Origin of the sequence: Rhodosalinus sp., assembly GCF_041685465.1 — a bacterium.
GTDB lineage: Bacteria > Pseudomonadota > Alphaproteobacteria > Rhodobacterales > Rhodobacteraceae > Rhodosalinus.
Window position 1 is genome coordinate 1 of record NZ_JAWLFS010000004.1, and the last position, 20,983, is coordinate 20,983.

At 69.0% G+C, this 20,983-nt stretch carries 19 protein-coding genes; 9 read left to right on the plus strand and 10 right to left on the minus strand.

From position 1 onward, the window contains the following. Positions 1 to 517 precede the first annotated feature (517 nt). The 9 genes from ACESL7_RS00565 to ACESL7_RS00605 all read left to right on the plus strand — a co-directional run bounded on the left by ACESL7_RS00565 (position 518) and on the right by ACESL7_RS00605 (position 12,244). Entirely contained in the window at positions 518 to 2,161 is a 1,644-nt protein-coding gene (locus ACESL7_RS00565; RefSeq protein ID WP_372890359.1) for an amidohydrolase, read from the plus strand. Then, complete coding sequence (locus tag ACESL7_RS00570) at positions 2,158 to 3,096, plus strand: ABC transporter permease (protein ID WP_372890360.1); 939 nt, start codon at positions 2,158 to 2,160, stop codon at positions 3,094 to 3,096. Before ACESL7_RS00565 ends, ACESL7_RS00570 begins: the two co-directional genes overlap by 4 nt. Beyond that, positions 3,093 to 4,049 (plus strand): ABC transporter permease, encoded by a 957-nt coding sequence (locus ACESL7_RS00575; protein WP_372890362.1) that lies wholly within the window; start codon positions 3,093 to 3,095, stop codon positions 4,047 to 4,049. The genes ACESL7_RS00570 and ACESL7_RS00575 overlap by 4 nt, the downstream gene beginning before the upstream one ends. A gap of 65 nt (positions 4,050 to 4,114) precedes the next feature. Next, positions 4,115 to 5,683, plus strand: coding sequence for an ABC transporter substrate-binding protein (locus tag ACESL7_RS00580; RefSeq protein WP_372890364.1), 1,569 nt, complete (start codon positions 4,115 to 4,117; stop codon positions 5,681 to 5,683). A gap of 80 nt (positions 5,684 to 5,763) precedes the next feature. After that, positions 5,764 to 7,197 (plus strand): amidohydrolase family protein, encoded by a 1,434-nt coding sequence (locus tag ACESL7_RS00585; protein WP_372890366.1) that lies wholly within the window; start codon positions 5,764 to 5,766, stop codon positions 7,195 to 7,197. A gap of 3 nt (positions 7,198 to 7,200) precedes the next feature. Continuing rightward, a complete protein-coding gene (locus ACESL7_RS00590) occupies positions 7,201 to 8,190 on the plus strand; it encodes an ABC transporter ATP-binding protein (RefSeq protein ID WP_372890368.1) in 990 nt (329 codons plus the stop codon). Between the two features lie 5 nt (positions 8,191 to 8,195). Then, the gene (locus ACESL7_RS00595) at positions 8,196 to 9,248 is read left to right on the plus strand and encodes an ABC transporter ATP-binding protein (protein WP_372890370.1); all 1,053 of its coding nucleotides are present in this window, start codon (positions 8,196 to 8,198) and stop codon (positions 9,246 to 9,248) included. Further along, positions 9,245 to 10,819: an acetolactate synthase large subunit gene (locus ACESL7_RS00600; protein ID WP_372890372.1), complete on the plus strand. Its 1,575-nt coding sequence runs from the start codon at positions 9,245 to 9,247 to the stop codon at positions 10,817 to 10,819. The genes ACESL7_RS00595 and ACESL7_RS00600 overlap by 4 nt, the downstream gene beginning before the upstream one ends. A 489-nt stretch (positions 10,820 to 11,308) precedes the next feature. After that, entirely contained in the window at positions 11,309 to 12,244 is a 936-nt protein-coding gene (locus ACESL7_RS00605) for a LysR family transcriptional regulator (protein WP_372890374.1), read from the plus strand. Positions 12,245 to 12,503: 259 nt separating this feature from the next. Here the strand turns inward: ACESL7_RS00605 and ACESL7_RS00610 are convergent, their stop codons facing one another. The 10 genes from ACESL7_RS00610 to ACESL7_RS00655 are packed head-to-tail and all read right to left on the minus strand — an operon-like array spanning position 12,504 to position 20,948. Beyond that, positions 12,504 to 13,421 carry a LysR substrate-binding domain-containing protein gene (locus ACESL7_RS00610; RefSeq protein ID WP_372890376.1) on the minus strand — a complete coding sequence of 306 codons (918 nt, stop codon included), beginning with the start codon at positions 13,419 to 13,421 and terminating at the stop codon, positions 12,504 to 12,506. 4 nt (positions 13,422 to 13,425) lie between these two features. Beyond that, positions 13,426 to 14,076 carry an aspartate/glutamate racemase family protein gene (locus ACESL7_RS00615; RefSeq protein WP_372890378.1) on the minus strand — a complete coding sequence of 217 codons (651 nt, stop codon included), beginning with the start codon at positions 14,074 to 14,076 and terminating at the stop codon, positions 13,426 to 13,428. Beyond that, positions 14,073 to 15,521 carry a dihydropyrimidinase gene (gene hydA / locus ACESL7_RS00620; RefSeq protein WP_372890380.1) on the minus strand — a complete coding sequence of 483 codons (1,449 nt, stop codon included), beginning with the start codon at positions 15,519 to 15,521 and terminating at the stop codon, positions 14,073 to 14,075. The genes ACESL7_RS00615 and hydA overlap by 4 nt, the downstream gene beginning before the upstream one ends. Before the next feature lie 10 nt (positions 15,522 to 15,531). Continuing rightward, positions 15,532 to 16,317 (minus strand): SDR family oxidoreductase, encoded by a 786-nt coding sequence (locus ACESL7_RS00625; protein WP_372890382.1) that lies wholly within the window; start codon positions 16,315 to 16,317, stop codon positions 15,532 to 15,534. Next, positions 16,317 to 17,252, minus strand: coding sequence for a dihydrodipicolinate synthase family protein (locus ACESL7_RS00630; protein WP_372890383.1), 936 nt, complete (start codon positions 17,250 to 17,252; stop codon positions 16,317 to 16,319). Before ACESL7_RS00630 ends, ACESL7_RS00625 begins: the two co-directional genes overlap by 1 nt. Then, positions 17,249 to 17,893 carry a flavin reductase family protein gene (locus tag ACESL7_RS00635; protein ID WP_372890385.1) on the minus strand — a complete coding sequence of 215 codons (645 nt, stop codon included), beginning with the start codon at positions 17,891 to 17,893 and terminating at the stop codon, positions 17,249 to 17,251. The genes ACESL7_RS00630 and ACESL7_RS00635 overlap by 4 nt, the downstream gene beginning before the upstream one ends. Next, positions 17,893 to 18,819 carry an N-carbamoyl-D-amino-acid hydrolase gene (locus ACESL7_RS00640; protein ID WP_372890387.1) on the minus strand — a complete coding sequence of 309 codons (927 nt, stop codon included), beginning with the start codon at positions 18,817 to 18,819 and terminating at the stop codon, positions 17,893 to 17,895. Before ACESL7_RS00640 ends, ACESL7_RS00635 begins: the two co-directional genes overlap by 1 nt. 19 nt (positions 18,820 to 18,838) lie before the next feature. Beyond that, positions 18,839 to 19,504, minus strand: coding sequence for an amino acid ABC transporter permease (locus ACESL7_RS00645; protein ID WP_372890389.1), 666 nt, complete (start codon positions 19,502 to 19,504; stop codon positions 18,839 to 18,841). 3 nt (positions 19,505 to 19,507) lie between these two features. Continuing rightward, positions 19,508 to 20,191, minus strand: coding sequence for an amino acid ABC transporter permease (locus ACESL7_RS00650; RefSeq protein WP_372890390.1), 684 nt, complete (start codon positions 20,189 to 20,191; stop codon positions 19,508 to 19,510). Position 20,192: 1 nt separating this feature from the next. Beyond that, on the minus strand, positions 20,193 to 20,948 hold the full coding sequence (locus ACESL7_RS00655) for an amino acid ABC transporter ATP-binding protein (RefSeq protein WP_372890392.1): 756 nt from the start codon (positions 20,946 to 20,948) through the stop codon (positions 20,193 to 20,195). Positions 20,949 to 20,983: the final 35 nt, after the last annotated feature.

Genomic DNA, 20,983 nt, shown 5'->3' on the forward strand with positions numbered 1-20,983 from the left:
ATGCCGTTTCCATGGTCTACCTCCTCTGCCGTCTGTCTCGACAGTATCGACGAGACCCGGCGGTTGCGGGAGGGCGTATCCACACCATCATACATGGTCCGAGAGACAATGGCGAACGGCACCTTCGGCCCGGAGACGGTCCGGGTGCCCCGGGCCCCGATCGCCGGTGAGGATGGGCGGCCCTGCGAACGGCGCTCGCGGGCGCTTCTCTCCGGCACCGCACCGACCTGCGATCCCGCGCCACGGAGCGCCCGGGATCACGCGGGACGTGCCGGAGACGGCCGGCAAATGAGTTCATAAGAAAAACAATCAATTGCGTCACCGCTGGATGCAGGGATTTTTGCGTTCCATTTCAAATACCAAGCGCTGTTTTCACCGAAGGGTGCCTGCGTCTTCACTGTTGACCGAACGGGATCATCGGGCCTCCGATAGGACATCGGCGTGGGCCCGAGCGACCTGCGGGGGCGCGCCCGACGACGGGATCGCGCAGGCTGACGACCGGTGGAGGATATTGCGAATGACGACGAGCCAAGCACCTTGCGCGGACATCGTGTTGCGCGGCGGGACGATCTGGTGCGGGCTCGGCCTGCCGACGGTCGAGGCCATCGCGCTCGGCGACGGCGTGGTGCTCGAGACCGGCGACGCGGAGGCGGTCGCGCCGCTGATCGGTCCGCACACCCGGGTTGTCGACCTGGCGGGGCGGCTTGCCACACCCGGGCTGAACGATGCGCACATGCACCTGATCCCGTACGGAACCGCCATGGCAGAGGTCGATCTGCGTCCGTCCGCGGCCCCGACGCTGGCGGCGCTGCTGTCGGCCCTGCGCGATCGGGCGGCGACCCTGCCCAGGGGCGAATGGGTGATCGGCCGCGGTTACGATCATTTCCGGCTCGACACGGGGCGACACCCTTACCGCGAGGAGCTCGACGAGGCGGTGCCGGATCACCCTGTCTATATCGTGCGCACGGACGGGCATCTGGCGGTCGCCAATTCCCGCGCGCTCGCGCTGGCCGGCATCACGGAGGACACGCCATCGCCGCCAGGCGGACTGATCGAGCGACAGAACGGGCGCCTGACCGGTATGGTGGCCGAGACCGGGCGCGAGCCGCTGATGAACGTGCTGCCGCGCGCCAGTGTCGAGGCGCTGGTCGAGAGCATCGAGCGCGGCGGCGCGGATCTGCTGGCCCGCGGCATCACCTCGGTCATGGAGGCCGCGGTGGGCATCCGCGACGGGTGGACCGAGATGGAAGCCTACCAGGAGGCGCACGCCACGGGACGTCTGCCGGTTAGGGTCTACGCAACGCTGATGGGTGACAAGACCCGCAGCATCCTGCCGCAATGCTCCGCAGCGGGCCTCCTGTCGGGCACCGGCGATGATCGCCTGCGAATCGGGGCGGTCAAGATCTTCACCGACGGTTCGGCGGGCGGACGCACCGCGGCGATGACCCGGCCCTATCTGGGTGGCGACCCGGACGACCTCGGGCTGCTCTGCCTGTCCGACGAAGAGGTCACCGACATGGTCATGGCGGGGCACGAGGCGGGCTACCGCTTTGCAATCCATGCCATCGGCGACGCGGCGATCGAACAGGTTCTCAACGCCTACGAGGCCGCCCTCGCCGCGCATCCCGACCCCGACCGTCGCCACCGGATCGAGCACTGCGGCTGGCTGCGTCCCGACCAGATGGCCCGGATGACGCAGATGCATGTGCTGCCGGCCCCACAGCCGGCCTTCCTGTACTATTTCGGCGATCTCTACCTCACCCTCGCCGAGCGCGAGCGGGTGGAGGCCAGCCATCCCATGCGCACCTGGATCGAGGCGGGGCTCACCCCCTCCGCATCCACCGATTGCCCGGTGGTCGAGATCGACCCCTTCGCCAATCTCTACACGATGGTCACGCGCAAGACCTCGGCCGGGACGGTGCTGGGCGCCGAGCATTGCCTGAGCATGGAGGAGGCGCTCGACGCCTATACCCGCGCATCGGCCTATGCCGCGCATGAGGAAACGATCAAGGGCCGGCTGGTGCCGGGCCAGCTTGCCGATGTCGCGGTCTTCGATACCGATCTGCTCACCTGCGCGCCCGAGGAGATCCTGACGACGCGCTGCGACCTGACGGTGCTGGGGGGCGAGATCGTGTTCGAGCGGGGCGCCGTCCCGGCATGATGTCGCAGATCGCCAACCGGCTGCTGATCTCGATCCCGGTTCTGTTCGGGGTTCTGGTGCTCGGCTTCGGGCTTTTGATCCTCGTGCCGGGGGATCCCGCCATCGTCATGGCCGGCCCGACCGCGTCGCCCGACGTGGTCGCCGCGGTCCGCGAGGAAATGGGCCTCGACGAGCCGGTGGTGGTCCAGTTCTTCAGCTATCTCGGGCGCGTCCTGCAGGGCGACCTTGGCCGGTCGCTGATCTCCAACAAGACGGTCCTGTCGGAACTCCTTGCCGCGATCGGACCGACTGCCGAGCTGATGTTCGCCTGCCTGATCTGGTCGGTACCGCTGGGCATCGCGCTGGGCACGCTTGCGGCGGTGTTTCGAGGGGGGCTGATCGACCGGGCGATCATGGCGTTTTCGGTCGCCGGTGTTTCGCTGCCGATCTTCTTCATATGCCTCATGATGATCCAGTTCTTCGGGGTCAAATGGCAGTTGCTGCCGTTCATCGGGCGCGGGGGGCCGCTCTGGACCGTCGAGGGCCTGCGCCATATCGCGCTGCCGGCGCTGTCGCTGGGCGCGATCTTCATCGGGCCGGTCGCGCGGATGACCCGCAGCTCGGTGCTCGAGGTGCTCAAGCTCGACCATGTTCGCACCGCGCGCGCCAAGGGTCTGAGCGAGACGCGCGTGATCCTGCGCCACGGCCTGCGCAACGCGCTGATCCCGGTCATCACGCTGATCGGGCTGCAGGCCGGCTACCTCGTGGGCGGCGCCGTGGTCACCGAAAGCATCTTTTCCTACCCGGGCATCGGTCGCCTGGCGGTGGGTGCGATCCTGTCGTCGGATTTCCCGTTGGCGCAGGGCGCGATCCTGATCCTCGCGCTGGGATTCATCCTGATCAACCTGATCGTCGACATTCTCTACGCGCTTCTCGATCCGCGGGTACAGACATGACGGCCGCACAGGACAGCGGCGCGACCAAGGTCGGCCCGGACACCGCGGCGCCCACCAACCGGGCCGGTGCCGGCGCCGGGGCAGAGGATCAGATGGACGCGCCGATGCCGGTCCGGCCGTGGTGGCAGCGCCTTGCGCAGGATCCGGCGGCGCTTGTGGCGGCGGCAGTGCTGGTGATCATCGTCGTCTGCGCGATCGCCGCGCCGCTGATCGCCCCGCATGATCCCTTCGCCAGCTCCCGCGCGGTGATGCAGCCGCCGGTCTGGACCGACCGTGGCAACTGGCTGCATCCGATGGGCACGGACGGACAGGGTCGCGACATGCTGTCGAGGCTCTTCTACGGGACACGCCTGACGCTGATCATCGGCGTCGTCTCGGTGGCCGTGGGCGGCATCCTTGGATCGCTCATGGGACTGATGGCGGCGTTCCGGCCGGCGCTCGACCCATGGGTGATGCGTCTCGTGGACGTGATGCTGTCGTTTCCCGCGATCCTGCTGGGGCTCGCGCTGGTCGCCGTTCTGGGTCCGGGCGCGGGGCCTGTCATCGTCGCGCTCGCCATCGCCACCATCCCCGACTGCGCGCGCATCGCGCGCTCCATCGCCATGTCGATCATGAAACAGGAATACATCGAGGCTGGCCGCGCGCTGGGCCTGTCGAACGCCGCACTGTTCAGCCGATACCTGCTGCGCAACTGCATCTCGTCGATCATGATCTTCATATCTCTGCGGTTCGGCCAGATCATCCTGATCGGCGCGGCGCTGTCCTTTCTCGGCCTCGGCGCGCGGCCGCCGACCGCGGAGCTGGGCATGATGGCCGCGCAGGGTCGCGATTTCCTGCTGTTCGCGCCGCATATCGCGGTCATCCCGTCCGTCCTGATCTTCGTGATCGTGCTGAGCGCCAATGTGCTCGGCGATGCGCTGCGCGACGTTCTCGACCCCAGGCTGCGATCCTGATCGATCGTGGCATCCCGCAAGACCAAGCAGAAACGTCCACTCAAGCAACAGGGAAGACTGGAACCATGAAACGACTACTGACGACCACAGCGGTTCTGCTGACGGCCGGCATCGCCCAGGCGCAGGAGATCACGATCGTGCGCGAGGTGGACAGCAACAACTACGACCCGCACAAGACCACGTCGCGCGCGGCCTCCGAAGTGCTGTTCATGATGGGCGACACGCTGGTCAGCCTCGCCCCGGACATGCAGACCGTCGAGCCCGGCGTCGCCGAAAGCTGGGAGGTCAGCGAGGACGGCACGACCTACACCTTCAAGCTGCGCGAGGACGTGCAGTTCTGCGACGGAAAGCCGATGACGGCCGAGGATGTCGCCTATTCGATGAACCGCTGGGTGGACCCCGAAACCAACTCCCCGGTCGCCTGGCGCGCGGGCGAGGTCGAAAGCGTCACGGCGATCGACGACTACACCGTCGAGTACAAGCTCGAGGCGCCGTTTTCGGAGCTGCTCTATCAGCTCACGCAGAGCTTCGGCACGATAATCGATTCCGAGAATGTCGAGGAGCTGGGCGAGGATTTCGGAGTGGCCGGATTCAACGGAACCGGCCCGTTCTGCTGGGTTGAATGGACCCCGCGCGACACCATGATCATCGAGCGGCACGACGCCTATACATGGGGCGCGCCGTTCCATGAGAACACCGGTCCGGCGTCGATGGAGCGGATCACGTGGCAGATCGTGCCCGAGGAGAACACCCGCACCGTCTCCGTCCTGACCGGTCAGAGCGAGGTGACCCAGTACGTTCCCGACATCGCGCTCGAACAGCTGCGCTCCGCGCCCAATGTCGAAGTGGTGGCATCGGATCTCGCGTTCTGGACATATTTCATGGGGTTCAAGATCGACAAGGAAACGGTGTCCGACCCGGCCGTGCGTCGCGCGATCAACCTTGGCGTTAACCAGGAGGCGATGGCGGAGGACCTTTTCTTCGGCGCGGTGCAGCCGGCCTATTCCTATGTCAGCCAGGAGGCGCTTGACTGGAACAGCGATGTCGATGACATGCTGCTGAAATACGATCCGGACCGCGCGAATGAAATCCTCGACGAGGCCGGCTGGACCCGCGAGGACGACGGGATCAGGTCCAAGGACGGCGTGCGGCTGGAGCCGACGGCCTATGTCTTTGCCGGCTCGACCTGGGGCAAGATCTCCGAGGCAGTGCAGTCCTATCTGCGCGAAATCGGCGTGAACATGCAGGTTCAAGCCTTCGACGCGACCGTGGCCTGGGGCAAGCTCGCGACACAGGAATTCGACATCTTCAGCATGTCTTTTCCCTATGTGTCATCTGGTGACGCGCTCAATCTCTATTTCCGGTCTGAAAATGTACCGTCGCCCAATCGGATGAACTGGATCGACGAAACGACCGACGAGCTTCTGCTGACCGGGGCGACGGCGACGACCGATGCGGCACGCGCGGACGCCTATGGCGAAGTACTCGAAATGGTGCATGAAGCCGCTGTGTGGCTGCCGCTCTATCACGAGCCGATGGTGATCGCGTATTCCTCGGGGCTCGAGCCGGTCGTGCCGCACAACATCTACGGGGCCGGCCTCTACAAGGGGTTAGACCTGAAGTTCGCCGACTGATCGAAGCGGCCGCGCGCCCGGCCGGCGCGCGGCCCGACGCCCGTTTCTTCCCAAGCGCCCTGCAAGGATACGTCCAGCTCATGCCCGTCACCGTCATTCGAAACGCCGCCTGGATCGTGGCCTACGACGCCGCCGAGGACAGTCACCGATACCTGCACGACGGTGACGTCGCCTTCGACGAAGGTGGCATACTGCATGTCGGCGGGCCGTATGAAGGCCGCGTTGATGTCGAGATCGACGGGCGTGACCGACTGGTCAGCCCGGGCCTCGTGAACATCCATTCGCATCCATCCTCGGAGGCGATGAACAAGGGCATGCTGGACGAGATCGGCTCGCCGCGCCTGGGCATGTCGTCGCTCTACGAATTCATGCCGCTCTTCCGCCCCGACGATGCCGGCCGCGAGGCCTGTGTCGCGGTCACCTATGCCGAGCTCCTGAAATCCGGCGTGACCACGCTGGTCGATCTTTCGGTCGCCTGGGAAGGCTGGGTCGAGACCTTCGCCGCCTCGGGCCTGCGCGGGATCGTGGCGCCGATGTACCGCTCTGCCCGCTGGTATACGGACAACGGGCATGTCGTCGAGTACGAGTGGGAGGCCGATGGCGGCCGCGCCGCCATGGACACGGCCGTCGCAACGGTCGACGCTGCCATGGCCCACCCCTGTGGCCGCCTGTCGGGCATGATCGCGCCCAGCCAGATCGACACCTGTACCCCCGACCTGATTGCCGACAGCTTCGCGCTGGCGCAGGAGCGCGGCCTGCCCTTCCAGATTCACGCCGCACAGTCGGTGGTCGAGTTCAACGAGATCACCCGACGCCACGGCATGACACCGTTCGAATGGCTCGACGATCTGGGCGTGCTCAAGCCCGGCGCGATCATCGGCCATGGCATTTTCCTGAACGACTACGACCACATCTTCTGGCCGGAGGCGGAGGATTTCGCGTTGCTGCAACGCTCCGGGGCGGCGGTGGCGCATTGCCCGACCGTGTTCCAGCGCCGCGGCATCGCGATGAACACCGTCGGCCGTTACATCCGCGGCGGCGTGCCGGTGGGCATCGGCACCGACACGTATCCCCACAACATGCTCGAGGAGTTGCGCAATGCGCTCTACCTGTCGCGCATCATGTCGCGGAACCCCTACGACCTGCGCACGGGCCATATCTACGACGCGGCCACGCTGGGCGGAGCGCGGATCCTCGGCCGCGACGACATCGGGCGGCTCGCCCCCGGCGCCAAGGCGGACCTGTTCCTCGCCGACCTGCGCGATCCGGCGATGATGCCCGTGCGCGATCCGTTGCGCTCGCTGATCTATGTCGCGGCGGAACGTGCGGTGCGCGACGTCTTCGTCGACGGCCGGCATCTGGTGGTGGACGGCGCCGTGCCGGGCATCGATCTCGCCGATGCGCTGGACCGGCTGGAGGCCGCGCAGCGACGCGCCGAAGCGGCGTTCCAGGGGCTCGACTATGCCGGGCGGCGACATGACGAGGCGTCTCCGTTCGTTTTCCCGAAAGGCTGAGCGATGCAGACCGACACCCCTCTTCTCGAGGTCGAGGATCTTGCCGTCGAATTCCACATCGGCGGCACCGTGCAGCGCGCCGTGCAGGGCGTGTCGCTGTCGCTGGGTCGCGGGCGCACGCTGGGCGTCGTCGGCGAGTCGGGCTGCGGAAAGTCGGTGACGTCGCTGTCGATCATGCGCCTCGTGCCGCAACCGCCGGGACATTACGCCGGCGGCGCGATCCGCTTCGACGGCACCGACCTGCTGTCGCTGGACGAGGCCGGGATGCGTGCGCTGCGCGGCGGTCGCATCGGCATGATCTTTCAGGAGCCGATGACGTCGCTCAACCCGGTCTACACCTGTGGTGCCCAGATCGAGGAAACCCTCTCGGTCCATTCCGGTCTGTCGCGCAGGGCCGCGCGCGAACGGGCGATAGAGATGCTCGACCTTGTCGGACTGCCGTCGCCGCGGGCGCGGGTCGACGACTATCCGCACCAACTGTCGGGCGGCCAGCGGCAACGCGTGATGATCGCGCTGGCGCTGGCCAACGACCCCGACCTGCTGATCGCCGATGAGCCGACGACCGCGCTCGACGTCACGATCCAGGCGCAGATCCTCGACCTGATGGGCGACCTGCGCAGCCGGACGGGCGCGGCGGTGATGCTGGTCACGCATGACCTGGGCGTGGTGGCGCAGACCTGCGACGACGTCGTGGTGATGTATGCCGGGCGCGTGGTGGAACGCGCCCCGACGGCGGCGCTCTTCGCGGATCCGCAGCATCCCTACACGGTCGGCCTGATGGCGGCGGTGCCGCGGTTCGACACGGCCGAGCGGCGGCTGACCACGATCCCCGGCACCGTGCCGCCGCCCTGGACCCACATCCCGGGCTGTCGCTTCGCGTCGCGCTGCCCGCTCGCCTCGGAGATCTGCCGGACCCAGGACCCGCCGCTGCGCGACCTGTCGCCGGGCCACGGCGTGGCCTGCTGGCATGCCCCGATCGAGGCCGTGGCATGACGGCGATGCTGCAGGTCGAGGGGCTGACCAAGCATTTCGAGATGCGCCGCGGCGTCCTGCGCCGCGTGGCAGGGGTGGTGCAGGCGGTCACCGATGTCAGCTTTTCGGTGGCCGAAGGCGAAACGCTCGCCGTGGTCGGCGAATCCGGTTGCGGGAAGTCGACCATCGGGCGATCGCTGCTGCGGCTGCTGGAGCCGAGCGCCGGCCGGGTGTCACTGGACGGCGTGTCGGTCACCGACCTGGACGCGAACGCGCTGCGCCAGATGCGGCGCAAGATGCAGATCATCTTTCAGGATCCCTTCGGATCGCTCAATCCCCGGATGACGGTCGCCGAAACGCTGGCCGAGCCCCTGCTGCTGCACGGGCTGGCGACGAACGACACGGTGACTTCGGCGGTGTCGTCGCTTTTGCGGACATGCGGCCTGCAGCCGTGGCATGCCGGCCGGTACCCGCACGAGTTTTCCGGGGGTCAGCGCCAGCGTGTCGGTATCGCCCGCGCCTTGGCAACCCGGCCGCGGCTCATCGTCTGCGACGAGCCGGTCTCCGCGCTCGACGTCTCGGTTCAGGCCCAGATCGTCAATCTTCTGAAGGATCTGCAAGGCGAATTCGGGATCGGTTACGTCTTCATCAGCCACGACCTCGCCGTCGTGCGGCACATGGCCGACCGCGTTGCCGTCGTCTATCTCGGACGCATCGTCGAGGAAGCCCCGGCCGAGACGCTTTTCGCCCGCCCGCGTCACCCCTACACCCGCTCGCTGATCGCCGCCGCCCCGCGGCCCGACCCCGCACTGCGCACGCATGGCGCCCCGGTGGAGGGCGATCTGCCCTCGGCGCTGAGCCCGCCGCCGGGATGCGCCTTCCACCCGCGCTGTCCGATGGCCGCGGAGCGCTGCCGGTCCGAGCGCCCGGTCCTGCGCAGCGTGGGCAACACGCGCGTGGCCTGCCATTTTGCCGAAACGGTCCCGGCCGACGCCCAGGCCGCCGAGTCCGCCCCTTCGGACAATCTGCGCCGACGCCTCAGGGTGCTCGAGGCCGCGCGCAACAAGGAAACCGCATGACCCCCTCCCGACCGGATACCGATCAAGCGCCCGCCCCGATGAACGGCGCCGAAAGCGTGGTGCGCAGCCTGCATGCCGCCGGGGTCGACGTGTGTTTCGCCAACCCCGGCACGTCGGAGATGCAGTTCGTCGACGCGCTGGACCGGACCGGGTTGATGCGCTGCGTCCTTGGCCTCTTCGAGGGAGTCGCGACCGGCGCAGCGGACGGCTACGCGCGCATGGCGTCCCGCCCGGCGGTGACCCTGCTGCATCTCGCGCCCGGCCTCGCCAATGCGGGCGCGAACATGCACAACGCGCGCAAGGCGAAGGCCCCGATGGTCAACATCGTGGGCGATCACGCGATCCGGCATCGCGGGTACGATGCGCCTTTGAGCGCGGATGTCGAGGGGGCGGCAGCCCCGTTCTCGGACTGGGTACGCACCGCCACCAGCGCCGGGAGCTTCGCCACCGACGCGATGGAGGCGCTCGGTGCCGCCATGTCGCGCCCCAACAGGGTGGCCACGCTGATCGCGCCGGCGGACATCGGCTGGGACTCGGGCGGCAGGATGGCGCCGCCGCCGCCGCCGCCGGCCTTCGCCCCGATGGAGGCGGAGGCGCTGGAGCGAGCCGCGGCGATGCTGGGACCCGACTGCGTGATGCTGGTCGGCGGCAGCGTTCTTGAGACACCCGAAGCGGTGGCCCGGCTTCAGGGGATCGCCGCGCAGACCGGCGCCACCCTGCTCGCGCCCACGTCGAACCGCCGCTTCGAACGCGGCGCGGGCCGCGCGCCCATCAACCGCGTGCCCTATCCGATCACCATGGCGCTCGAGACGCTGGCGCCGTTCAGGCGCGCTGTCCTGATCGAGACGGTGCCGCCGGTCGCCTTCTTCGCCTATCCCGGCAAGCCGAGCCTCCTGCTGCCCGAGGGCTGCGAGACGCTGACGCTCGCGGGCCGCGACGGCGACGGCCCGGCGGCGGCCGCCGCGCTTGCAGAGCGCCTGGACGCAGCCCCGCTGGTTGCCGCGTCCGAACGCCCCGCGCCGCCGCCGGCGGGTCCGATCACCGCGCCTGCCCTCGCTGCGGCCGTCGCCCATGTCCTCCCTGAAGGGGCGATCGTGGTCGATGAAAGCATTTCGGGCGGGCGCAACCTCTGGGGATCCACACAGGGCGCCGCACCGCATTCGTGGATCTCGCTCGCCGGCGGGGCCATCGGCGACGGCATTCCGCTGGCCCTCGGCGCGGCGATCGCCTGTCCGGACCGCCCGGTGCTCGCGCTGCAGGCGGACGGCTCCGCGATGTACACGATCCAGGGGCTGTGGAGCCAGGCACGCGAGGGCTGCAACGTCACCACCGTGATCCTCGCGAATCGGACCTACGAGATCCTCAAGAACGAATTGTTCGCCGTCGGCGCGAATCCGGGCCGCTCCGCGCTGGACATGCTGGACCTCGATCGCCCCCATCTCGATTTCGTGTCGCTGGCACGCGGGATGGGCGTCCCGGGCCGGCGCGTCGAAGACGTGGCGGAGCTTTGCCACGTCGTTCAGGCCGCTCTGGCCGAGCCTGGCCCCTACCTTGTCGAGGCGGTGATGTGACTGGACCGCCCGGCCCCGCCGCCGCGATGTTGCCCGGCGTCGCCGATGCCCGGCTCGGTCATCAGGACCCGGACCGCGTTGTCGTGGCCCGCGCGCGTGCCGCGCGGGTGACGAGCTGATCGTGCACTCCTGCGACATGGATGCCTGCGATTTCGGCAGGACGACCGTCTTTCGTTTCGCCCGACACAGGCGGATCGAGCACTACGGCCGCAGAGCCGGGCAAACGGGCGTGGTTCTGCCGGCCCCACCGCGCCGTCAGGCGCCGGCGCGCGGGGTTCAACGACATCTCCCGGCCTGACCGTGGTCGGGCACGCGCTGCCCGGCAACGGCGCGGAGGCGCTCATCCTGCTTGCGCGGGCATCGCCACGCACCGCGCAGGGCTCGAACGGGCACCGGGGCTGCACGTGAGCGATCCGACACGGACCCCCGTCGCCGACGCGGCCGGGGACACTTCTGGCGGGGCGCCAGCAAGCGCGCTAACGTGGCGTCATGAAGATCGCGCGACGCAACGACCTGTCCCTCCGCCTGCTCGAAGTGTTCGGCACGCTCATGCTGCACCAGACCACGATCGCGACCGCCGAGGAACTCGGGATCTCCCAGCCATCGGTTTCCACCGCCATCAAGCAACTGGAACAGCAGCTTGGCTTCGCCCTGTTCGAGCGCACCAAGAAACGCATGATCCCGACAGACGATGCGCGCAGCCTGTTCCAGGAGATCGCGCCGCTCTTCGATCAGCTCCGCTCCGTCGAGGCGCGCGTGCGCGACCTGCGCGGTGGCGCGGCCGGGATGATCCGCATCATGGCGACCCCGCCGCTGGGGCATTCCGTGGTTCCCGGTGCGCTTTCGGCCTTCATGGCGCAGCGGCCCGGTGTCAGCGTGCAATACGACGTGCGCCGCATGGAGAACGTCATCGATGCGGTGGCCGTGGGCGCGGCCGATATCGGCCTGTGTCTCGCGCTGGACGAGCACCCGGGCGTTTCGGTGCAGGTGCTGCGCTGCGACCGGATGGTGGCCGTGATGCCGGCCGATCATCCGCTGGCCACGTTCAGCGTGGTCAAGCCCTCGGATCTGGCGCAGAACCGCCTGATCGGCCTCGACCGCGCATCGCAGCTTGGTCACGCGGTGCAGAGCGCGTTCGACGCGACGGGCACGCCCTACCACCCGCAGGTCGAGGTGCGCTATTGCCACACGGCGGCCGTGCTGGCGCAGGCCTGCGGCGGGGTGACCGTGGTCGACCGATACACGGCCTCCTTCCTGCCCAACATGGCGCTTGCCAGCCGCCCCTTCGATCCCCCGATTTCCCTTCCGGCCTGCACGATCGTGCGACACGGACGCCCCATGTCGCGGCTCGCCAGGGATTTCATGAACGATCTCGAAACGGAGCTGCGCGCGCAGTCGGGCACCACGGCGCGGCGCAGGGCTTAGCGCTGTCACGGCACCGCATGGTGACCGATGCGGACCAAGGCTCCGGTGCTGTCGATGCGCACACCCGGGACTGCCGCACCCCGGGTCGGGCTGCGCTCCGCGAGCCGCCGCGAGCCGTCCCGCCCAGGGCCTCGACCGAGCCCACGAGCCCGGGGCGGTGATAGTCGCGCCCGCGCGCGAGGGCCGCGGCGTCGAACACTTCGCCCAGCCGGACCCACGTCTCTGCCCGCCTCATGATCCGCAACAGACAGGGGGGGCGTCATGCCTCGGCGCGCGCGGCGAGGGCCTCTTCGAGCTTCTCGATGAACCCCGAGAGGAGGCGCGAGGGCGGCACACCCTGTTGGGTGAGCAGGCAGGCCCCGATGCTGATCTCGGGGCGGAAGGGCCGCACGACGAGGCCGTGATGCGTCATGAAGCGCGCGGTGAAGCTGTCCACGATCGAGACGCCGATCCCCACGCTCGCCAGGACGGCGGAGGTGTGGCAGTAGCGCACGATCACCCGGGGCTGGTAGGGCACCCCCTCGGCGTCGAAGGCGTGGCGCAGAAGCATGCCCAGCCGCGAGACCTGATCGAGGCCGATCACGCCATGCTCGGCGCAGTCGCGCGGTGTCACGGCCTCCATCCCGGCCAGTGGATGATTCTCCGGCACGAGCGCCATCATGCGGTCGGAGCGCAGCACGCGGACATCCACGGCCTGATGCCGGTCGAGTCCCAGCGCGATCCCGATGTCGGCCGAGCCGGTCTCGACCTCCTCGATCACGTGTTCCATGCGGCGGATGTCGTAGTTCACCGTCACGTCCGGGCGCTCGGCGAGGAAGCTGCGCAGCACGCCCGGGATAACCGAATGGCCGAGCGGCGGCGTCGCCATGATCCGCAGGTGTCCGGTCGTGCCCGTGCGCAGCTCGCGCACATGGCCCTCCACCAGCCTGAGTTGCAGGAGGATCGGCTCGATCCGGGCGAAGAGGCTGCGCGCTTCCTCGGTCGGCTGGAGGCGCTGGTTGCGCCTCTGGAAGAGCGCGAAGCCGAGCTGCGCCTCGAGCTGCTTGATCGACAGCGAGACGGCGGGCTGGCTGATGCCGAGGTCGGCCGCGGCGTCCACCGTCGTCCGGCGCAGCATGACCGCCCCGAAGACCTCGAGCAGGCGGAGCGACAGGTCGTTCTTGCGGCTGACGCGCATGCGGTCAGCCGGCCAGCAGCGCGCCGAGCGCCATCGCCACGGCGGCCTGCGTGGGGTCGATCACCGGCACGCCGAGCTCCGTCTCGAGCCCCGCGCGGTGGGTGGCCATGCCGGCGCAGCCGAGCACGACGGCGCCCGCCCCCTGCCGCGTCAGGGCACCGCCCACCTCGCAGAGGCGCGCGAAGGTGTTCGCGCCCCGGGCGCTCTCGTCCACGGTAATGTTGAGCGCGATCTCGCCGGCCAGCCGGTCGAGCACCTGCATGCGCGCCATGGTCCGCCGGTGGCGCGTGACGGAAGCGTCGGCAATGGCGATGACGCCGAAGCGATCCGCGCGCGCCATCGCCGCGAGCACGCCGCTTTCCTGGATGCCGAAGACGGGCTGCGGCGCGACCGAGCGGCAGGCGTCGAGCCCCGGGTCCGAGTAGCAGGCGATCACGAAGGCGCCCGCATCGGGGCGCGCCTCGACGCACCCCACGAGCGGAAGGATCACGCTGTCGGAGTCGATCTGGCTCTGGATGCCGAAGGGCCCCTCGGCGAGGGTGAGGCACTCGATCTCCGGGCCGCCACCGAGGCGGAAGGGCGCGAGCGCCGCGTCGAGGCCGTCGGTCACCGCGGTGTTCGAGTTCGGGTTGATGACGACGATAGGCCCGCTCACCGGTGGATCTCCGCGCCGAAGTTGGTGGCCGGGTCCGTCTCGGTCAGGCGCGTGCCGCTGAGGCCCGAGAGATCGGTCGTCCCGCGCGCGACGAAGGCGCCGTCGCCCGGGCGGGCGCGCAGCAGGCCGTCTTCGACCACGCGCCGCCCGCGCGAGAGCACCGTGACCGGCCATCCCGTCACCTTCATTCCCTCGAAGGGGTTGTAGTCCATCGCGTCGTGCATCTCGCCCGCGACGCGCGTGTCCTCCGGATCCCAGATCGCGATGTCGGCATCCGCGCCGATGGCGAGCGTGCCCTTGCGCGGCAGCATCCCGTAGAGCCGTGCGGCATTGGTCGAGGAGAGCGCGACGAACTGCCGAAGCGAGATCCGCCCCTTCACGACGCCTTCGGAGAAAAGGAGCGGCAGACGCATCTCGATCCCCGGCATGCCGTTGGCGATCTTGCGGAAATCCACGTCGCGCCCGTTCGCGAACTTGCCCGTCTCGTCGAAGCGGTAGGGCGCGTGGTCCGAGGAGACGACGCTGAAGGTGCCGGCCGCGACGTGACGCCAGAGGGCCGCCTGCGTGGCCGCGTCGCGCAGGGGCGGCGAACAGATGAATTTCGCCCCTTCCAGCCCCGGCTGGTCGAGGTCCCGGCGCGTCAGGAAAAGATACTGCGGGCAGGTCTCGCCGAAGACATGGGCGCCCGCGTGGCGCGCCTCGGCCACCAGATCGGCGCCGCGCGGCGTGGAGACATGCACGATCATCAGCGGCGCGTCGGCGAGCCTGGCGAGGCTGATCGCGCGGTTGATCGCCTCCTCCTCGGCCAGTCCCGGCCGGGCGGGGGCATGGTAGCGCGGCGCCGTGTACCCGCCCTCCGTCAGCGCCGAGGCCATCCAGCCGAGCATGTCGTGGTTCTCGGCATGCACCATCGTCAGCCCGCCGTGCCGGCGTGCCACGGTGAGAATGTCGAGGAACTGCGCGTCGCTCACCCGCGTCGCGTAGGTCATGAAGACCTTGAAGGAGGTCACCCCGCGCGCGAAGGCCTCGGGCAGTTCGGCGAGGACGCTTTCGGTCGGGTCCGTCAGGATCAGGTGGTAGGAATAGTCGATCACCGATTTCGGCCCTGCCCGGCCGTCGTAGGTATCGAGCGTGTCGGCCACGCTCTGCCCCGTCTTCTGTGCGGCGAAGGGGACGAAGCAGGAGTTGCCGCCGAAGGCGGCGGAGATCGAGCCGGACTCGTAGTCGTCCGTCGTCATGATCCCCATGCCGCTTTCCTGCGCGATGTGGCAATGCGCCTCGATGCCGCCGGGCATGACGAGCTTGCCCGTCGCGTCGATGACATCCGCTCCGGCGAGATCCTCGCCCAGCGTGGCGATGCGCCCGTCGCGGATGCCGATATCCGCCCGGAAGCTTTCCGTCGCGGTCGCGAGGGTCCCGCCCTTGATGACCAGATCGTGTTGCATCCCGTCCCCCTCAGACCGACTTGATGAGGCCGCCGTCGCACCGCACGAGGCTGCCGGTGACGTAGCTCGCGCGTGCGCTGCACAGGAAGGTGGCGGTGTCGGCGAACTCCTCGACGCTTCCGTAGCGCCCGGCGGGGATGGTGGCACGGCTCGCCGCGCGTGTCTCCTCCAGCGTCTTGCCCGTGCGCGCGGCGGCGGCTTCGTCGAGTTCGTCCACCCGCTCGGTGTGGATGCGCCCCGGCAACAGCATGTTGACGGTGATGCCGTCTCCGGCGAGGTCGGTGGAGAGCGACTTCGCCCAGCCGACGAGCGCCGAGCGGGCGAGGTTCGAAAGACCGAGGTTCGGGATCGGCTGGATCACCCCCGACGAGCCGATGGCGACGATCCGGCCCCAGCCTGCCGCCTTCATGTGCGGGATCAGCCGCGCGGCGATCTCGGCCACGCGGACGACCATCGTGTCGAGCTGGCCGGGCAGCGCCGAGAGGTCGGCCTCGGCCATGCGGCCGGGCGGCGGCCCGCCGGTGTTCGCGATCAGGATATCGGCGCCGCCGAGCGTGTTCTCCACCGCCCGCGCCAGCACCTCGACCGAGGCCGGGTCGCCGAGATCCGCCACCACGGTGTCGGCCCGGCCGCCGGTGGCGCGGATCCCCTCCGCGACCTCCGTCAGCCGGGCCTCCGTGCGTCCCGTGAGCAGGACATGCACGCCCTCCGCGGCGAGCGCCTTGGCAATGCCGGCACCGAGCCCGCGGCTCGACGACATCACGAGCGCGGTCTTTCCCGTCAGTCCGAGATCCATCAGCCGATCTCCTTCAGCTTGCGGTCGAGACGCGTCATCAGCCGCGTCAGCTCCTCGTGGTCGCGCGCGGTCAGCGCAGGGCCCGGCGCGCGCACCGCGGGCGCGGCGAGCACGCCCCGGCGGTGCAGGATTTCCTTGCGGATCGCGAGGCCGAGGCCGAGCTGCTGCTCGTAGCGCACCATCGGCAGGTAGGCGTCGAAGAGATCCTCGGCGCCGTCGACGTCGCCCGCCTTGTGGCGTGCGACGACCTGCACGAGCATCTCCGGATAGGCGAAGCCGGTCATCGCACCATCGGCGCCGCGCTGCAGCTCCTGCGGCAGGAAGAGCGCCGCGTTGCCGACGAGGATCGATAGCCGCGGCGTCGCGCCCGTCCCGCTTTCGGCGCGCACGCGCGACAGCTTCGTCAGCCCCGGCCAGTCCTCGTGCTTGAGCATGACGATCTGCGGATGGTCGCGCGTGAGCGACAGGATCGTCTCGACGGAGAACTGCACGCCGGTGGTCTGCGGGTAGTCCTGCAGGCAGATCGGCACCTCGGGTCCGAGCGCGGCGCAGACCTGCGCGAAATAGCTCTTGAGCTTGGCCTCCGTCCCGAGGCCCTGCATCGGGGCCACCATCACGCCGGCGGCGCCCGCCTCCATCACCGCGTGCGCGAGCCGGGCCATGGTGTCGAGCCCCGCGCCCGAGACGCCGACGACCACCGGCACGCGACCGGCGACGCGGTCGAGCACACGGCGGGCGAAGGTCAGCGACTCCTCGCCCGAGAGCTTCGGCGCCTCGCCCATGATGCCGAGGATCGTGATCCCGCTCACGCCGCAGTCGAGGTAGAAATCCACCATCCGGTCGGTGCTCTCGAGATCGAGCGCGCCGCCCGCGTCGAAGGGCGTCGCGGCGATGATGAAGACCCCCTCGGACTGCCTGTCGATGCGCTGTGTCATGGCGTGTCTCCTCCCTCTGCGGTCGGGCGCCGCGGCGCCGTGATGGCGTGGCGTTCGATCTCCTCGAGCCGAGCGTAACGGTCGGCGAAGAGGCGCGCGACCGGGTAGTCGCCGCCCCAGTCGACGTGCAGCGTGTCGGTATCGACGAGCCCCTCCCGCGTCGTGAGGCCGACAGCCCGGCCGAGCAGGATCGCCCGCTCGCGGCTGAGCGACAGCGCCATCATCCGCTCGCACTCGATCGCCACCGGCGCATCTGCCAGCCGGGGCGGCGCGACGCGCTGCGAGGGCGCGAGCGCCAGGCCGAGCGCCTCGGGTTCGCTTTCGCCGGGGGCGTAGGCCGCCGCGGTTCCCACCATCTCCGCCGCCAGATCGGGCGTGGCGATGTTGACGACGAAGGCGCCGGTGGCGTCGATGTTGCGCTCGGTGTCCTTGGCCGTTCCGTCGGCTCGGTGCTCGAGGCCCAGAATGACGACGGCCGGGTCCTGTCCGAACACGTTGAAGAAGGAATAGGGCGCCGCGTTCACGCGCCCCGCCTCGTCGACGGTCGTGACCCAGGCCACGGGCCGCGGCAGCACGACCGCCGTCAGCAGCTTGTAGCGGTCGCGCGGCGCGAGCGCGTCGAGGTCGAGATGCGCGGCCATCAGTCCGGCGTCACCACGCCGGTCTGCGAGCAGATCCGCTGATAATGCTCGATCCGGCGGTGCCGTGCGAAATCGAAGATCGTGGTCTTGCCGAAGGCGCAGGCATCCATGTCGCAGGCCGCCACGATGAGCTCGTCGCCCTCGCTTCCGGCGCGCGCGACGACATAGCCGTTGGGGTCGATGATGACCGACCCGCCGATCAGCGGGTGGCCGTCCTCCGACCCGGCCTTGGCGACGCCGACGACCCAGGTGGCGTTCTGGTAGGCGCCGGCGGTCATGGTGAGTTCGGAGTGATAGAGGCGCTTCTCCGGTCCCTCGTCCGCCATCTGGCTGTTCACCGAGGGCGTGTTGTAGCCCAGCATCAGAAGCTCCACCCCCTGCAACCCCATCTCGCGGTAGACCTCCGGCCAGCGCCGGTCGTTGCAGATGCACATGCCCATGAGCGCGCCCATGTTGCGCCAGACCGGAAAGCCGAGGTCGCCCGGCTCGAAATACCGCTTTTCCAGGTGCTGGAAGGCGCGGTCGGAATCGTAGTCGGAATGCCCCGGCAGGTGCACCTTGCGGTACTTGCCGACGATGGCGCCCTCCCGGTCCGTGAAGATCGAGGTGTTGAAGCGGCGCCCCTCCGGCGTCAGCTCGGCATAGCCGAAGCTGATCGCGATCCCGGCTTGCCTGGCCGCCTCGAAGAGCGGGCGCGTGGCCGCGTTGGGCATCTCGCGCTCGAACCAGGTGTCGACCTCTCGCGGGTCCTCCATGTACCAGCGCGGAAAGAAGGTCGTCAGGCAGAGCTCGGGATAGACGACCAGATCGCAGCCCGCGCCTTTCGCCTGCTCCAGAAGCGCGATCATGCGCGCCACGACCGCCTCCCGGGTGTCGGCTTTCTGGATGGGGCCCATCTGCGCCCCGCCGATCACGATTTCCCGCATTCGTCTCCTCCCTGGATGATCATGCGTCCATGCGCCGCCCGAAACGGCTGACGATCCGCACCAGCGGCCACAGCAGCACGAGGTAGATCCCCGCGGCGAGCACGATGGGCGACGCGTTGTAGGTGACCGATCGCGCCAGATCGGCCGCGTGCAGCATCTCGCCGAGCGAGACCACCGAGGCGAGCGAGGTCAGCTTGATGACCTCGATGGTGTTCGACAGCAGATCCGGCAGCACGTTGCGCATCGCCTGCGGCAGCACGACATGGGCCTGCGTCTGCGCCGCGCTCAGCCCGGTGGAGCGGGCGGCCTCGCTCTGGCCGGTGCCGACCGACTGGATGCCGGCGCGGAAGATCTCGCCGTAATAGGCCGAGTTGTTCAGGAAAAAGGCGATCACCACCGCCATGAAGGGCGACAGTTGCAGCCCCGCGAAGGGCAGGCCCGCATAGACGAAGATCAGCAGCACGAGCGGCGGGATCGCGCGGAAGAAATCGACGAAGGCGATCGCCCCCCAGCGCAGCGCCCGCGCCCTTGCCACCGCCGCATAGGCCGCGATCAGGCCGCCGGCGAGCCCCATGGGGATCACCGCAAGGCAGATCAGCAGCGTCATCCAGAGCCCCTGGCGCACCGTGGGCCAGGCCGCCACCATGATCTCGAGGTTGAAGAACTGGTCGATCAGCTGGTCCATCGCTCAGACCTTCTTCCAGGCGAAGCGGCGCTCGAGCCAGCGCGCGAGGATCACGAAGGGCAGGAAGAGCGCGACATAGGCCAGCGCCGCCAGCATCAGGGGCGAGGCATTGCCGGAGAAGCTCTGTGCCGTGGTCGCCTGATTGAGGATGTCGGGCACGCCGATGACGGTGCCGAGGGCGGTCATCTTGGTGATGGCGATGGCGCGGTTGGTGAGCGGCGGGATCGCCAGGCGCACCGCCTGCGGCAGCGCCACCCAGACGAGCGCCTGCGTGAAGCCGAGCCCGGTGGAGCGCGCGGCCTCCCATTGCCCGCGGTCGACGGAGGTGAGGCCGGCCCAGACGATTTCCTCGGCGAAGGCGGCCAGCGTCAGCGTCAGCACAAGAAAGAGGACAAGGAAGCTCGAAAGCATGATGCCGGCGTTGGGCAGGCCGAAGAAGGCGATCAGGATCAGCACCAGCGGCGGCAACGCGCGAAAGACGTCGGCGAAGATCACGATCAGAAGCGAGAGCACCCGCACCCGGTAGGCGCGCAGCATGGCGAGCCCGGCGCCGAGCCCGATGCCGACGATCACGATCAGGATCGAAAGCTGCACGGTCACCCAGACCCCCGCGAGGATGTCGGGCGCATATCTGGTCAGCACCGCCGCGTTGAAGAAGGTGTCGAGGAACCGCTCCCACTGCGTCATGTCACTGGCCCGACACGCGCGAGAGGAAGGCCCGGGTGCGGTCGTGCCGCGGGGCGCCGAAGACATCCTCGGGCGGGCCCTGCTCCACGATCACGCCCTTGTCCATGAAGATCACCCGATCGGCCGCGTCGCGCGCGAACTTCATCTCGTGGCTCACGACGAGCATCGTCATGCCTGCCTTCTTCATGTCGCGCATGACTTCGAGCACGTCGCCGACCAGCTCCGGGTCGAGCGCGGAGGTCGGCTCGTCGAAGAGCATCACCTCCGGTTCGAGCGCGAGCGCCCGCGCGATCGCGACCCGCTGCTGCTGTCCGCCCGACAGCTCGGCCGGGTGGCTTGCCGCCTTCTCGGCAAGGCCGACCTGCGCCAAGGCCTCCATCCCGCGCGCCTCGGCGTCGCGCCGCGACATGCCGCGGACCTTGCGCAGCGCGAGCGTCACGTTCGCAAGCGCGGTCAGATGCGGGTAGAGGTTGAAGGCCTGAAACACCATGCCGATGCGCTGCCGGATGGCGTTGAGATTCACGCCGGCGCCCGTCACCGGGTCCCCGCCGACCCTGATGGCGCCCGAGTCCGGCTCCTCCAGACGGTTGCAGCAGCGCAGCATCGTCGACTTGCCCGAGCCGGAGGGGCCGAGAACGAAGACCATCTCGCTGTGCTTGACCGCGATGTCGATGCCCTTGAGCACGTCGAGATCGCCATAGGCCTTGTGCAGCCCGCGCACGTCCAGCGACGGCGCCGCCGCGTCACTTCCTGCCATCATCCGTGTTCCCTGTCGGATGGCCGGGGCCGCCC

What these genes read in the sequence shown, in the direction of transcription:
- ACESL7_RS00565 (WP_372890359.1), top strand. Translation starts at nt 518, where the DNA reads ATGACGACGAGCCAAGCACCTTGCGCGGACATCGTGTTGCGCGGCGGG.
- ACESL7_RS00570 (WP_372890360.1), top strand. Translation starts at nt 2,158, where the DNA reads ATGATGTCGCAGATCGCCAACCGGCTGCTGATCTCGATCCCGGTTCTG.
- ACESL7_RS00575 (WP_372890362.1), top strand. Translation starts at nt 3,093, where the DNA reads ATGACGGCCGCACAGGACAGCGGCGCGACCAAGGTCGGCCCGGACACC.
- ACESL7_RS00580 (WP_372890364.1), top strand. Translation starts at nt 4,115, where the DNA reads ATGAAACGACTACTGACGACCACAGCGGTTCTGCTGACGGCCGGCATC.
- ACESL7_RS00585 (WP_372890366.1), top strand. Translation starts at nt 5,764, where the DNA reads ATGCCCGTCACCGTCATTCGAAACGCCGCCTGGATCGTGGCCTACGAC.
- ACESL7_RS00590 (WP_372890368.1), top strand. Translation starts at nt 7,201, where the DNA reads ATGCAGACCGACACCCCTCTTCTCGAGGTCGAGGATCTTGCCGTCGAA.
- ACESL7_RS00595 (WP_372890370.1), top strand. Translation starts at nt 8,196, where the DNA reads ATGCTGCAGGTCGAGGGGCTGACCAAGCATTTCGAGATGCGCCGCGGC.
- ACESL7_RS00600 (WP_372890372.1), top strand. Translation starts at nt 9,245, where the DNA reads ATGACCCCCTCCCGACCGGATACCGATCAAGCGCCCGCCCCGATGAAC.
- ACESL7_RS00605 (WP_372890374.1), top strand. Translation starts at nt 11,309, where the DNA reads ATGAAGATCGCGCGACGCAACGACCTGTCCCTCCGCCTGCTCGAAGTG.
- ACESL7_RS00610 (WP_372890376.1), bottom strand. Translation starts at nt 13,421, where the DNA reads ATGCGCGTCAGCCGCAAGAACGACCTGTCGCTCCGCCTGCTCGAGGTC.
- hydA (WP_372890380.1), bottom strand. Translation starts at nt 15,521, where the DNA reads ATGCAACACGATCTGGTCATCAAGGGCGGGACCCTCGCGACCGCGACG.
- ACESL7_RS00625 (WP_372890382.1), bottom strand. Translation starts at nt 16,317, where the DNA reads ATGGATCTCGGACTGACGGGAAAGACCGCGCTCGTGATGTCGTCGAGC.
- ACESL7_RS00630 (WP_372890383.1), bottom strand. Translation starts at nt 17,252, where the DNA reads ATGACACAGCGCATCGACAGGCAGTCCGAGGGGGTCTTCATCATCGCC.
- ACESL7_RS00635 (WP_372890385.1), bottom strand. Translation starts at nt 17,893, where the DNA reads ATGGCCGCGCATCTCGACCTCGACGCGCTCGCGCCGCGCGACCGCTAC.
- ACESL7_RS00640 (WP_372890387.1), bottom strand. Translation starts at nt 18,819, where the DNA reads ATGCGGGAAATCGTGATCGGCGGGGCGCAGATGGGCCCCATCCAGAAA.
- ACESL7_RS00645 (WP_372890389.1), bottom strand. Translation starts at nt 19,504, where the DNA reads ATGGACCAGCTGATCGACCAGTTCTTCAACCTCGAGATCATGGTGGCG.
- ACESL7_RS00650 (WP_372890390.1), bottom strand. Translation starts at nt 20,191, where the DNA reads ATGACGCAGTGGGAGCGGTTCCTCGACACCTTCTTCAACGCGGCGGTG.
- ACESL7_RS00655 (WP_372890392.1), bottom strand. Translation starts at nt 20,948, where the DNA reads ATGGCAGGAAGTGACGCGGCGGCGCCGTCGCTGGACGTGCGCGGGCTG.